The following is a 13,021-nucleotide window of genomic DNA, read 5'->3' as shown; positions in this document are numbered from 1 at the left end:
ATTCACCGCACCAACCTGATCGGCATGGGCGTACTGCCGCTGGAATTCAAAGCCGGCACCACGCGCAAGACTCTGGGCCTGGATGGTACTGAGACCTACGACGTGAAAGGCGATCTGAGCCCGCGTTGCGATCTGACACTGGTGATTACCCGTAAAGATGGTGAAGTAGTTGAAGTACCGATGACCTGTCGTCTGGACACCGCCGCGGAAGTGGATGTGTACAGTGCCGGCGGGGTGTTGCAGAAGTTCGCTCAGGACTTCCTGCAGGGCGAATAACGAAGCAGACTGCCTCGTTAACGCTTCCGAAACGCCGCAAAATATAGTTTTGCGGCGTTTTAAAAAATCCAAAGTAGGGTGGGCACTGCCCACCTTTCTTTTAAGGGCATCGACGTTTTCAGTAACGTCCTGAAAGAGAAATGACTATGTCCAAACAAATTAAAATTCCGGCCACCTATATGCGTGGCGGCACCTCTAAGGGTGTATTTTTCAGCCTGACCGATTTACCTGAAGCGGCTCAGGTACCGGGAGACGTGCGCGATAACATTCTGTTGCGTGTTATTGGCAGTCCAGACCCGTACGGTCAGCAGATCGATGGCATGGGCGGTGCCACGTCCAGCACCTCAAAGACCGTTATTCTGGCGAAAAGCGAACAGCCGGATCACGACGTGGATTATTTATTCGGCCAGGTGTCGATTAATAAGCCTTTTGTGGACTGGTCAGGTAACTGCGGTAATTTAACCGCTGCCGTTGGGGCATTTGCCATTGCCAAAGGTCTGGTCGCGGCCGATCGTATTCCGCACAACGGCATTTGTACTGTGCGTATCTGGCAAAAAAATATTCAGAAAACCATTATCGCCCATGTACCGATCACCGATGGTGAGGTGCAGGAAACCGGCGATTTTGAGCTCGACGGCGTAACCTTTCCGGCAGCGGAAGTGGTGATTGAATTTATGGACCCGGCGGATGGCGAAGGTTCTATGTTCCCGACCGGTAACGTAGTCGATGATCTCGAAGTTCCGGGCATTGGTACGTTCAAAGCCACCATGATTAATTCCGGTATTCCGACCATTTTTGTCAATGCGGCGGATATTGGTTACAAAGGCACCGAGCTGCAGAAAGACATTAATTCCGATGCCGAAGCGCTGGCGAAATTTGAAACCATGCGTGCTTACGGCGCGGTAAAAATGGGTTTAATTGCCGACATTTCCGAAGCGGTTGCGCGCCAACACACGCCGAAAATTGCTTTCGTGGCACCTGCAACGGATTACGAAGCATCCAGTGGCAAACAGATTTCTGCAGCCGATATCGATGTCTGCGTACGTGCGTTATCCATGGGGAAATTACACCATGCGATGATGGGTACGGCGTCGGTGGCCATCGCAACGGCGGCGGCGGTACCTGGTACGCTGGTGAATCTGGCGGCCGGCGGTACCGAACGTGACTCCGTAACCTTTGGTCATCCGTCCGGTACATTACGCGTGGGTGCAGCGGCGGCGTTGGTTGATGGCGAATGGACGGCGACCAAAGCTGTAATGAGCCGCAGTGCGCGGATAATTATGGAAGGTAATGTGCATATTCCTGCCGACAACATCCATCTCTGAAGCAACATTCCTTATAGGGGTACTCCGGCCGGAGTACTCCATACTCATTAATGGCCCGTATGGCAAAGGTTCGGTCTTGCTGTAAGTCAGGGTTTGACCTTACGACGTATTTAACATGAGTAATCTTTTTATATGGATGGCTAATGTATGCGTCGGTTCTTGCTGGTTCTTTTGTTGCTGTTGCCAGGCGTTGGGGTAAGTCAGGCTGCTGAGAGGTTAAATGATGCGGAAGCCGTTAATTATGCCGGTAGTCTGCGTTATTTGTCGCAGCGGGTTATGAAAAATTATCTGGCGGTTGGCGCTGCTATTCGCCCCGATAAGGCCCATCAGCAATTGGATGAAAGTGTTGCGGAATTTGAACAACACTTGCAGCAGCTGCTTGATTATGCTGCAGATTCTGATTTGCAAAAATCGTTACGCCAGATCGAATCTTTGTGGCAACAGCAGCGCCAGATGCTGCTGTCCACACCACAAAAAGATCAGGCAAAAACCTTGTTGCAGGATAATAATCGCTTGCTGGCTTTATGTGAGCAAACTACTCATGCCATCAGTCAGGCCATTACTCAAGCCACCAACAGGCCCGAAGCTCTGCTGATTAATATTGCCGGACGACAACGGATGCTATCGCAGAAAATTGCCAAAGCTTATTTTGCTCTTTATTGGAATGTTCAGGATGAGGGGTTAAAGGCCGAATTTGAGCAGGCTGTGCAGCAATTTTCATTGGCCATGACGCAATTGCAGGGTAGCCCTGAGAGTACCGAACAGATTCGTCAGGCGTTGGCCAGGGTTGATTCGCAATGGACTTTTTCCCAGACCGGTTTTGCCTTAAATAAGGAAGGCCGTTATGTGCCGACGGTTATCGCTGTAACGACAGAATCCATTTTGTGGAAAATGGATGCCATTACTCATCAATATGAAGAGTTGATGAATCTCTGAGTATGGAGCGTCGCTGAAATATTTGTACATGGTAGTGGGCATACAAGCTAAGGCACAGCCCAAAGGCTGTGCCTTATGTTTTTTAAAGCGCCCGCTGCTGGTCGCGCAGTGCATCTTCAACGGCAAAGCGCATATATTGATCGTTCTGAGGAATGCGTTTAAGAAAATTCACAATGTCTGTATCCGGCTGCATTTTTCCTAAGGTCTCAACCATGCGGCGCTGCACCAGAGGTTCGTAGGTGGAAATCATCGACATCATCTTTTCCTGCACACCTCTGCCTAATTTAATCAGGGCGTTTTGTGCCTCTTCCGGAATTTTATGATCAAGATCGCCGAGGCTTTCTATCAATAGTTCCTGTGCGCGTAAATCCTGGGTGCGGATATTTCCCAGTACGGTGATCAGATGGCGTTTCATGGTCGTGCGGTAAGGGCCGCTGGCCTGCACGCGCACACGCTCCAATTTACGGATAACGAGGTCTTCTGAAGCCGCCGCGCGCGTTCCGTAAGCAACCAGATACTCTCCGTAAGCATTTAATTCCATGGCATTGCCGTCACCGAATAACCGGTCAGCACATTCTCTTGGCGTACAGGCTTCGGAGTCGGGCAGGTTATAACGGATAAACCACAGGTTCTTCTGTACCTCATTAATGCGCTGGCCTTTGATGATCTGAGCAAACAGCTTTGGATAGCGGCCGAGTATATTCTCGATTAATGCTGCCTGCTGCTGATTTTCTTCGGCGTTACGTTCCAGTGTTGTCAGCAGGTAATACATTGTTTTGGCAGTGTTGTCGTTGAGGGTGTCTTTTTGCTCGTTCAGTTTTTCCAGCAGCAGATTAAAGCTGTTGCTGGCCAGTTCCTGGTTGCCGGCTGCCTTCAGCTGGTTTTTATAAAAATCGGTAATGGGTTTAACCATGTCATTAATGTCCGGCAGCTCGCCACTGTACTGCTGGAATAATTCAGCCCCGATAGCCGGCTGGCGATAAGCGCTGGCTTTAATAATGCGTGCGGTCAGTTCCCCAGCGCTCAGGGCAGGGTTGCCGACTTTTCCTTTTTCTGCCGCCTGAATCAATGACTGCAGTTGATTTTTCAGTTGTAGCGCGGTTTGTGGCTGATAGCTGGGCTTACCGCTGCGCGTATCATCGGGGGATTTATCGCTGTAATTGGATAACGCTGACAGCAGAGGCTGCAGGCGGTCTTCTGGCAGGCGCTGCAGGCTGCTGAGCATGGTTTCCCATTCAGTTGGTGTGATGCCGTTATCTTTGGTAATGGCGTATTTTGCGATGCCTGGAAGATATTCGGACAGATTATGCGGTGCAATCTGTGCCAGCTGGACAAACAGATAGTCCCGGTAGCCAGTAGCGGGATAGCGGCTCTGGGTGAGGGAGTAGAGCACGTTATATTGCCAGTCGTTGCAGTCGTTATCGAAAGGCGCTTTTAATGCAAAAGCGACCAGCTCGGCATTTTTATCCGGGCTTGGGGCTTTATGTAATGTGATTTTTACCTGCTCACGTACGGCGTCACAGGGGTTTTTACCACCACTGCCAATAATGGTTGCAATCTGGGTGCTTAAACCATCAGGGTCGACTTCAATTTCCGCTTTCAGGTAAAAATTTTCGCCATCCCATTTTTCTTCAAGGATCTTTGTTTTTGTCAGCGCGCTGGCAAATGTCTGGTAGTTGGCCTGCACAGTACGGCTGAATTCTTCTTTATCGAGGGTTTCGGTGTTGCTGAAGCTGGATTGCACCTGTACACCGACTTCTTCAATTAACAGCACCTGAAGTTGTTGCAGGGCGGCTTTGCGGGCGGAAACCTTTGAATCATTTTCGCTGGCGTTGTAGGTGTACTCACGCACCATGGTCATCGACTCGGCACTGGCGCTCTGGCTGAATATTGTGCAGATGATCAGTGCCAGCAGCAGCTGTAAATAAGGCTGCTTGGCTGAATATGCGACGGGCATAATGGATAGGGCTTTGGCCATGGATCGTCCTTGCTGAAAATTTCTGATTCGGGTGAGGATATTACTGATAACTGTCTCGTCAGTCAGCAGTGAAACGTTTTTGCGGGCTATAAAAAAACCGCCCGGAGGCGGTTTTCAGTCAGTAACAGACGGCGACGTACGTTGTCGCCTGTCGGTGTTACTTGTTGTGCTCGTCGGCTTCTGTTGCTGTTTCAGCTTCAGTTGCCGCAGTGGTTTCTGCCGCTGGTTCAGCGTCAGCTACAACCACAGATTCGGCAGCTGGCTCTGCAACGGCTTGCTCGGCCGGTGCTGCTGCCTGTTCCGCACTATCCGCATTGCGGCGGTTGCGCGGATCATTAGGCGCACGACCTCCCGGGTTGCGACGACGTCCACGACGGGATGCACGATCATTGCCCTGGGTTGCTGTAGCTGCTTCTTCCTGAGAAGTCGTTACTTCTGCTTCGCTTGTTTCTGCTTCGGTTGCTTCTGCCAGGGCCTTTTCTGTGGCGGCTGGTTTTTCCTCAGCAACAGTCACTTCAGGCTGGGAGGCCGTTCCTTCAGCTGGCTGAGCGACAGCTTCCTGCGCTTCAGCTGCTTCAGTAGTCTGTACTTCTGCAGTTTGTGTTTCAGCAGCAGGGGCTTCAGTGACTTGAGTATCAGTGGCCAGAGTTTCAGTGGTATGAGCCTCTGTAGTCTGGGTTTCTGCAGCTGCAGGAGCTTCAGTCGCCGGAACTTCCGCTACGGCTTCCTGAGCATCAGCACTTTCAACAGCTGCTGACTGCTCAGCGGTTTCTGCTTTTACTTCGCTGGTCTCAGCATTGGCTGCTTCGACAGCGGCATCCGCTGCATTGGCGTCAGTGTTTTCCCCGTTGTCTGCTTCAGCGGCACCGGCTTTGGCCGGGCGGTCGTCACGGTTGCGGTTGCGGCGACGGCTGTTACGTGAGCGGCGGGTTGTCTTTTCGCCATTCTCATCAGCGTTGCTTTCGCTGCCCGCATCCGTGCTGTTACCGGCATCGGCAGGGGGTGCTGCATTTTCGCTTACAGCACTATCTGCAGCTACTACAGCCTGTTCTTCAGCGGCCTGTTCGTTGCTGTTTTCTTCAGTGTTGGCAGTGTTAGCCTGGGTATTGTTGCGCTCGCCCCGTTCACCACGGTTGCGACGACGACGACCCTCTGGGCGGCCTTCGCTGCTGCGGTTACCGGCATCGGCGGTTTCGCTGGCCACTACGCTGCTGGCTGCTTCGTTTTCGGTCAGTTCAACTTTGTCATTGCGGACTTCGTTGCGTGGTGCACGATTGCCGCTGCGGTCACGGCGTGGTGCACGTGGTTCGTTGCTGGCTTCGGCTTCATTGCGCTCGGCACGGTTGTCGTTACGTTCACCGTCGTTACGGTTATCGTTGCGATTGCGGGCAGGGCGGTCATTACGGTTGCGACCGGAGCGTTCGCCACGACCTTCGTTGCGGCTTTCGCTACGGGTTTCGCTGCGATTGCCGCGCTCGTTATCACCATCGCTGCGGTCATCGCGGTTGCGCTCGTTACGATTGCGGTTGCGGCCACGGTCATTGCGGTTGCGTTCGTTACGGTTGCGCTCATTGCGGCCGTTACTGCTTTCTTCGCGGGCTTTTTTCGGCGCAGGTTTTTCTTCCTGCTTTTCACCGCCATCAAACAGCGCAGACAGGGCGCTGCCAATTTTGCTCCACAGACCTTTGCTGGCTGTTGCTTCGCTTGTCGTTGCAACCGGTGCAGCGGCAGGAACGCTGTGAGCACCGGCTTTAACCGCAGCTTGCTGTACTTTGCTGGTTTCGCGGATGGTCAGATCCAGACCGTATTCGGTCTCTTCTTCTTCCATCTTGTGTTCGTAGCTGACTTCGCCGATCAGGCTGTCATCCGGACGCAGACGCAATACTTCGTAGTGCGGTGTTTCCATGTTCGGATTCGGCAGAACCACGACTTTACTGCCGTGACGGGCTTCGATACCGGCGATCAGGGTGCGTTTTTCGTTCAGCAGGAAGGTAGCAACGGATACCGGCACAATGGCGCGGATCTGTCCGGTGTTCTCTTTTGCGGCTTCTTCTTCGATCAGGCGCAGAATTGACAGACCGGTAGACTGAATATCACGCACAACACCAGTACCGTTACAGCGCGGGCATACGTGGCCGCTGGTTTCTTCCAGCGACGGACGCAGACGCTGACGCGACATTTCCATCAGACCGAAGCGGGAAATACGGCCAACCTGTACGCGGGCACGATCCACTTCCAGTGCTTTCTTCAGGCGGGTTTCAACTTCGCGCTGATTCTTGCTGGACAGCATGTCGATAAAGTCGATCACTACCAGGCCGCCCATATCGCGCAGGCGCAGCTGGCGGGCAATCTCGTCGGCCGCTTCCAGGTTGGTGTTCAGTGCGGTTTCTTCGATATCGGCACCTTTGGTGGCGCGCGCCGAGTTGATGTCGATAGACACCAGGGCTTCGGTTGGATCGATAACGATAGAGCCACCGGATGGCAGTTTCACTTCGCGCTGGAAGGCCGATTCGATCTGGCTTTCAATCTGATAGCGGTTGAACAGCGGTACGGCATCGGTGTAGCGCTTGAACTTGTTCTGGTAGTGCGGCATGACCTGCTGCACAAAGCCCAGAGCTTCTTCGTAGGCGGCATCGGTGTCGATCAGTACTTCACCGACGTCCTGACGCAGGTAGTCACGGATGGCACGGATGATAACGTTGCTTTCCTGCAGCAGCAGGCAAGGAGCAGGGCGCTCGTCGGAGGCGCGCTTGATGGCGTCCCACAGGTGAACCAGATAATTCAGGTCAGCCTGCAGTTCTTCGGCGCTGCGGCCAATACCGGCCGTGCGGACGATAACGCCCATTTTGTCCGGTACGGTCACACCTTTCATGGCTTCACGCAGTTCGGTGCGTTCGTCGCCTTCGATGCGGCGGGAGATGCCGCCGGCACGTGGATTGTTTGGCATCAGTACCAGGTAGCGGCCAGCCAGGGATACCTGAGTGGTCAGTGCGGCACCTTTGTTACCACGCTCTTCTTTGTCGACCTGAATGATGACTTCCTGACCTTCGCGCAGCACATCTTTGATGTTGATGCGGCCTGGGCCTGGGTCTTTAACAAAGTATTCGCGGGCAATTTCTTTCAGTGGCAGAAAGCCGTGACGCTCAGCACCGAAGTCGACAAACGCGGCTTCCAGGCTGGGTTCGATGCGGGTGATTTTACCTTTATAGACATTGGACTTCTTCTGCTCGCGGGAGCCGGACTCAATATCGAGGTCGTAGAGTTTCTGGCCATCTACAAGGGCTACACGCAACTCTTCAGGCTGAGTTGCATTGATAAGCATTCTTTTCATGCTGTACGTTAAGCTCGTTCTGGCAACGTACCGGCTGGCAATGCCGGACTATTCCGGCCACTACCAAAATATTTATGGGTGCTTTGCAGCAGTTGTCAGCGCCGTTTTCGGGTCGCCTGACCTGTCTCGCAGTGGTGCCTCTGGTTTGTTGTGCACCAACACTGTCCATAATTTGATAATGCGAGATTGCCCGCAGGTCGCTGCGTGGTTTATCTCACTGGGCGGGCGGCCATTGGCCTGCGCTCGCCGTAATTATTCGTCAGGAAGAGTTTTAACAGTATGTCTTCTTCCTTATACTCTGCCGCTTGATCGGCCTGGCCTCGCCTTTCGGCTGATCTTGATCGTCGGCTGGGTTGTACGCTTTCTCTGTGCCGACCAAGGCCGTGGGCGAATATAGCAACATTGGTTGCGCCCCGCAAATGCCATACCACAAATAAATCCGCCGCCTGGGCTGCTTCGAACCTATGTCAAATCACGAAATCGATACCGGTAAAGTATCGCTGTTGACGGTGACCGCCGATAACGATGGTCAGCGTGTCGATAATTTTCTTATCTCTGTTTTAAAAGGTGTGCCCAAGACGCTGGTGTACCGCATCATCCGTAAAGGCGAGGTGCGGGTAAATAAAGGAAGGGTGAAGGCGGATACCCGCCTGGTGTCTGGTGATGTGGTGCGGGTGCCGCCGCTGCGGATTGCCGAGCGCGATGAGACGCCGGATGTATCACCGGCACTGCAGGAAATTCTGCAGAATGCCATCCTGCATGAAGATGATGGTCTTCTGGTGGTGAATAAACCCCACGGGCTGGCCGTGCATGGTGGCAGCGGGGTGAATCTGGGGCTGATTGAAGCCTTGCGTAAAATGCGCCCGGATCATCGCTTTCTTGAACTGGTGCATCGTCTCGATCGTGATACCTCGGGCGTTATTATGATTGCCAAAAAGCGTTCAGTACTGACGGCTTTGCAGCGCATGCTGGCGAACAAATCAGGTATCAGTAAAAAGTATCTGGCCATGGTGCACGGGCATTGGCCTGCTTCTGTGACCGAAGTGCGCGAACCGCTGCTGCGTTTTGAACGCCAGTCCGGTGAGCGCATGGTGATGGTGAGTCCGGAAGGTAAAACGTCACTGACCAAAACCACCCTGAAGGCCTCGGGGTCGCATTACTCATTAATAGAAGCAGAGCCGGTGACCGGGCGTACCCATCAGATTCGGGTGCACTGTCAGTTTCAGGGCTGCAGTATTGCCGGTGATGTGAAGTACTGCGACCGCTCGCAGCAGGATATCGACAAGCGTCAGGGGGTTAAGCGTTTGTTTCTGCATGCCTGGCAGTTGTCTTTCCGCCATCCTGACAGTGGTGAGCGCCTGCAGATCAGTGCGCTGCCGGACGATGAATTCAGCAGTATTTTAAAGAAGGCGGGGTGTGAGTTTGCGCTTTAAACTGATTATTTTTGACTGGGACGGTACGCTGGTCGACTCCACCCAGCGCATTGTTGACAGTATGCAGCAGGCCGCCGGCGAGGTGGGACTGCCGCAGGTGCCAGATGCTGCAGTACAGAACATTATTGGTCTTGGCTTGCCGGAGGCGCTTCGTACGGTATGGCCGGCGATTGATGAGCCGCAATTGCAGGCCATGACGCAGGTGTATGCGCGCTATTTCGTCGCTGACAGTCAGGTTGCCATGGGCTTCTTTCCCGGAACTCCGGAGTTTCTGGAAGGTCTGGTTGAGCGGGGCCATTTACTGGCGGTTGCTACTGGCAAAAGCCGGCGCGGACTCGACCGGATGCTGCGCGACCTGAAAATAGGGCACAGATTCGCTGCGACCCGCTGTGCCGATGAAACCCGCTCGAAGCCGCATCCGCAGATGCTCAGGGAATTGCTGAGTGAGCTGAACATTGCGCCGGATGAGGCGCTGATGGTCGGCGATACCACCTACGACCTGGATATGGCCAATGCTGCCGGTATGGCGTCTGTGGCCATGGGGCATGGCGCGCATGATGATCGCGTGCTTCTGGCTTGTGGTCCGCTGGCCATCTGCCATAGCATTCAAGAACTTAACGACTGGATACGTATTAATGGATAACGAAAACCTTAACCAGAATCAGCCGGCAAACCGCCCGGACGATAACAGCAAAGAATGGAAGCTGATCGAAAAAGTACTGATGGATATGCAGGGCGAGCAGAAGCGCGCCCGTCGCTGGGGTATTTTCTTTAAAGCGCTCACCTTTATTTACCTGTTCGCCATTATCTGGCTGCTGCGCATGCCGGGCGAGCATGGAACAGAAATGCTGCCGGAAGGAAATTATGCGGCCGTAATTGAGGTGAATGGGGTAATTGCTGCCGATCAGGACGCCAGCGCTGATGCGCTTATTGGTGCATTGCGTGACGCCTTCGATGATGAGAAGGCACTGGGTGTAATTTTGCGCATTAACAGCCCGGGTGGCAGTCCGGTACAGGCCGGTTACGTCTATGACGAAATCAAACGTCTGAAAGAAACCCGTCCTGATTTTCCTGTGTATGCGGTGATTATGGATCTGGGTGCTTCCGGCGCTTACTACATTGCCGCGGCGGCGGATGAAATCTATGCCGATAAAGCCAGTCTGGTGGGCTCTATCGGTGTGGTGGGCTCCGGCTTTGGCTTTGTGAAAGCGATGGAGAAGTTCGGCGTCGAGCGTCGCCAGTATACTGCCGGTGAGCACAAGGGCTTCCTTGATCCTTTCCTGCCTGAGAATGAAGATGAAAAAGCCTTCTGGCAGGGCGTGCTCAAGGTTACCCATAAGCAGTTTATCGAGCAGGTGAAGCTGGGTCGCGGTGAGCGTCTGAAAGATGATCCGAATCTGTTTTCTGGTCTGGTGTGGTCTGGTGAGCAGGCGCTGGATCTGGGGCTGATTGACGGGCTGGCATCCAGCAGTCAGATTGCCCGGGAAAAACTGGATACCGAAGAACTGGTTAACTTTACCTACCAGCCAAGCCCCTGGGATGAGCTGGTGAAGCGCTTCGGTGCAAGTATGGGGCGTGGCTTTGCGACGCTGCTGACTGAGCAGACTCTGAGTCTGCGTTAAATAATTTTGACAGAGGGGCTTTGCGTACCTATGATGTCGCGCACTATGGCAGAGGCTCAGCTTCCCAAGCGTGTTGATGCGGTAAAACTGGTTACTGTTGGACAGCAATTCAGTGCCGATATTGACAGCAAACAGCTAACCAGGCTTAACGAAGCAGTCGAAGACTGCGTCGCTCCTGTTCACTGCGAAATTCGTTTCGAACGTGATCAGGAAAAGCACCGGTTACTGCAGGGCAGCTGTAATACAAGTGTTGTCATGATCTGTCAGCGCTGTCTCGGGAATGTCACCATTCCTGTGGAAAGCAGCTTTCAGCTGGGACTTGTATTTGACGATGATCAGGCCAAGCAATTACCGAAACGGTTTGAGCCGGTCGAAGTTGACGAAAATGGTCAGCTGGATCTGTGGTCAGTGATGGAAGACGAAGTGCTGCTGGCACTGCCCATGTTTCCAACACACCCGGAAGGCGATTGTCAGTTTAAGCAACCTGAGTCGAAGCCGGAAACAACAGATTCAGACGACAAACGACCCAACCCGTTTGACGTTTTAGCTAAGCTCAAACAGAAATAGCGAATAGTTAGGAGCCTAAAATGGCGGTTCAGCAAAACAAAGTAACTCGTTCCAAGCGTGGCATGCGTCGTTCACACGATGCTCTGGACACTGCAGTAATGGCACTGTCTACCGATCCGACTTCTGGTGAAACTCACCGTCGTCACCACGTAAGCGCTGACGGTTTCTACCGTGGCAAAAAAGTCGTGGAGACTGGCAACAACTAATATGTTTACCGTTGCGGTAGATGTAATGGGCGGGGACTTAGGTCCCCGCGTTGCGTTTCAGGCCTGTAAGAAATTCCTCAAGTCGCGCCCGGATGTTCATCTGATTGTGGCGGTGACTCAGGACTTCGCTGATGAAGCGGAGTCGTTCTTTGCTTCCCGTAAATCTCGGGTACGCATTCTCCTTTGTGAAACCCAGATATCCATGCAGGATAAACCCGCGCAAATGCTGCGCCAGGGGCTGAAGTCAACCATGGCTGCGGTGCTGCATGAATATCAGCAGGGTCGCGCACAGGGTGTGCTTTCTGTTGGCAATACCGGGGCACTGATGGTGCTTGCCCGTCATCTTTTGGGGATGCTGCCTGGTCTTGACCGTCCGGCGCTGGCAACCCAGCTGCCCACGCGCAAAAAACCACTGCTGATGCTCGATCTGGGCGCCAATTTAGGTGTCAGCGCTGATCAGCTGGTGCAGTTTGCCTGTATTGGTGCGGCCTGGAGTTGCACCCAGTGTGCGATGGCGCCACGCCTTGGTCTCCTGAATGTTGGGCGCGAGTCAACCAAGGGGACGGATAATGTGCGTCATGCGGCCGAACAGCTGCAGCGTATTATGCCGGACTACTATGTCGGCTTTTACGAAGGTGATGACCTCTACCGCGGCGAGCTGGATGTACTGGTAACCGATGGTTTTGCCGGCAATATCGCCCTGAAGGCCAGCGAAGGGTTGTCGGAATGGCTCAGTGAGCAGCTGCAGAGCGAATTCCGCAATACCTGGTTTTTGCGCTGGCTGTCATTCCTTTGGGCGCCGGCCATTGGTCGCATTGAACGGCGCATATCACCGGCCCGTCATGGTGGTGCTTTGCTGCTGGGGCTGGATGGTGTGGTAGTTAAAACCCATGGCAAATCCGACGAGCGCGCTTATCGCTATGCGCTGGAGTACCTGCTACAGAAGGTTGAGCGCTTCGACAAACCCCGTTTGCTGGCCGAGCTTAATCGTCTGCAAAATCATTGAGCGGTGAATCTGATTCAATAATATTGTGCATTGTTGACTATTTATTGTAACAATTGCTCTCCATATTATGTGTCCGGCTTTCGGCACTGATGTTGGAACGCAATTGATAGCGCGTATTCAGAAACGTTATTCAGAATTCGTACAACAGTGATTTTTACCGTGAATACAGGGCAAGTGATGACCGATGTAATTGCATTCTTCCCCGGTCAGGGCGCGCAGCAGGTTGGTATGCTGGCGGATCTGGCGGCCGAATATCCTCAGATTCAGAGCACCTTTGCACAAGCGTCTGAATCCATCAATCTTGATCTCTGGGCCATGTGTCAGGACGGCCCGGCAGAAAC

At 53.4% G+C, this 13,021-nt stretch carries 10 protein-coding genes and 1 pseudogene; 9 read left to right on the top strand and 2 right to left on the bottom strand.

Annotated features, from left to right (window positions below; all coding sequences use genetic code 11):
* The 3 genes and pseudogenes from B3P58_RS03945 to B3P58_RS03935 all read left to right on the top strand — a co-directional run.
* Positions 1–276 (top strand): annotated as a pseudogene (locus tag B3P58_RS03945) (Fe/S-dependent 2-methylisocitrate dehydratase AcnD); the annotation flags it as partial.
* A gap of 140 nt (positions 277–416) precedes the next feature.
* Positions 417–1,601 carry a 2-methylaconitate cis-trans isomerase PrpF gene (gene prpF, locus B3P58_RS03940; RefSeq protein ID WP_230333684.1) on the top strand — a complete coding sequence of 395 codons (1,185 nt, stop codon included), beginning with the start codon at positions 417–419 and terminating at the stop codon, positions 1,599–1,601.
* Between the two features lie 147 nt (positions 1,602–1,748).
* Positions 1,749–2,537 (top strand): type IV pili methyl-accepting chemotaxis transducer N-terminal domain-containing protein, encoded by a 789-nt coding sequence (locus B3P58_RS03935; RefSeq protein ID WP_145468787.1) that lies wholly within the window; start codon positions 1,749–1,751, stop codon positions 2,535–2,537.
* An 82-nt stretch (positions 2,538–2,619) separates the two neighbouring features.
* Here the strand turns inward: B3P58_RS03935 and B3P58_RS03930 are convergent, their stop codons facing one another.
* A complete protein-coding gene (locus B3P58_RS03930) occupies positions 2,620–4,515 on the bottom strand; it encodes a hypothetical protein (RefSeq protein ID WP_230333685.1) in 1,896 nt (631 codons plus the stop codon).
* Positions 4,516–4,672: 157 nt separating this feature from the next.
* Positions 4,673–7,846 carry a ribonuclease E gene (gene rne, locus B3P58_RS03925; protein ID WP_408033939.1) on the bottom strand — a complete coding sequence of 1,058 codons (3,174 nt, stop codon included), beginning with the start codon at positions 7,844–7,846 and terminating at the stop codon, positions 4,673–4,675.
* A 464-nt stretch (positions 7,847–8,310) separates the two neighbouring features.
* Here rne and rluC point away from each other — a divergent pair, with 464 nt between their 5' ends.
* The 6 genes from rluC to plsX are packed head-to-tail and all read left to right on the top strand — an operon-like array spanning position 8,311 to position 12,680.
* Entirely contained in the window at positions 8,311–9,279 is a 969-nt protein-coding gene (gene rluC / locus B3P58_RS03920) for a 23S rRNA pseudouridine(955/2504/2580) synthase RluC (RefSeq protein WP_230333687.1), read from the top strand.
* Positions 9,263–9,922, top strand: coding sequence for an HAD family hydrolase (locus tag B3P58_RS03915; RefSeq protein ID WP_230333688.1), 660 nt, complete (start codon positions 9,263–9,265; stop codon positions 9,920–9,922). Before rluC ends, B3P58_RS03915 begins: the two co-directional genes overlap by 17 nt.
* Positions 9,915–10,901 carry a S49 family peptidase gene (locus B3P58_RS03910; protein ID WP_230333689.1) on the top strand — a complete coding sequence of 329 codons (987 nt, stop codon included), beginning with the start codon at positions 9,915–9,917 and terminating at the stop codon, positions 10,899–10,901. The genes B3P58_RS03915 and B3P58_RS03910 overlap by 8 nt, the downstream gene beginning before the upstream one ends.
* A gap of 30 nt (positions 10,902–10,931) precedes the next feature.
* Entirely contained in the window at positions 10,932–11,468 is a 537-nt protein-coding gene (locus tag B3P58_RS03905) for a YceD family protein (protein ID WP_145468781.1), read from the top strand.
* A gap of 20 nt (positions 11,469–11,488) precedes the next feature.
* Positions 11,489–11,674, top strand: a complete 186-nt coding sequence (rpmF, locus tag B3P58_RS03900) for a 50S ribosomal protein L32 (RefSeq protein ID WP_230333690.1) — start codon at positions 11,489–11,491, stop codon at positions 11,672–11,674.
* Between the two features lies 1 nt (position 11,675).
* Positions 11,676–12,680 (top strand): phosphate acyltransferase PlsX, encoded by a 1,005-nt coding sequence (plsX, locus tag B3P58_RS03895; protein WP_230333691.1) that lies wholly within the window; start codon positions 11,676–11,678, stop codon positions 12,678–12,680.
* Positions 12,681–13,021 lie beyond the last annotated feature (341 nt).

The organism is Thalassolituus sp. UBA2009 (assembly GCF_002335285.1).
Lineage (GTDB): Bacteria > Pseudomonadota > Gammaproteobacteria > Pseudomonadales > Oceanobacteraceae > Venatoribacter > Venatoribacter alkanivorans.
The sequence above is the reverse complement of the archived record's forward strand: the minus strand, read 5'-3'. Positions and strand labels throughout refer to the sequence as shown.

Excerpts from the sequence above, each read along its gene's own strand:
- B3P58_RS03905 (WP_145468781.1), top strand. The coding sequence starts at position 10,932 with ATGATGTCGCGCACTATGGCAGAGGCTCAGCTTCCCAAGCGTGTTGAT.
- B3P58_RS03930 (WP_230333685.1), bottom strand. The coding sequence starts at position 4,515 with ATGGCCAAAGCCCTATCCATTATGCCCGTCGCATATTCAGCCAAGCAG.
- rne (WP_408033939.1), bottom strand. The coding sequence starts at position 7,846 with ATGAAAAGAATGCTTATCAATGCAACTCAGCCTGAAGAGTTGCGTGTA.
- rpmF (WP_230333690.1), top strand. The coding sequence starts at position 11,489 with ATGGCGGTTCAGCAAAACAAAGTAACTCGTTCCAAGCGTGGCATGCGT.
- prpF (WP_230333684.1), top strand. The coding sequence starts at position 417 with ATGACTATGTCCAAACAAATTAAAATTCCGGCCACCTATATGCGTGGC.
- plsX (WP_230333691.1), top strand. The coding sequence starts at position 11,676 with ATGTTTACCGTTGCGGTAGATGTAATGGGCGGGGACTTAGGTCCCCGC.
- rluC (WP_230333687.1), top strand. The coding sequence starts at position 8,311 with ATGTCAAATCACGAAATCGATACCGGTAAAGTATCGCTGTTGACGGTG.
- B3P58_RS03935 (WP_145468787.1), top strand. The coding sequence starts at position 1,749 with ATGCGTCGGTTCTTGCTGGTTCTTTTGTTGCTGTTGCCAGGCGTTGGG.
- B3P58_RS03910 (WP_230333689.1), top strand. The coding sequence starts at position 9,915 with ATGGATAACGAAAACCTTAACCAGAATCAGCCGGCAAACCGCCCGGAC.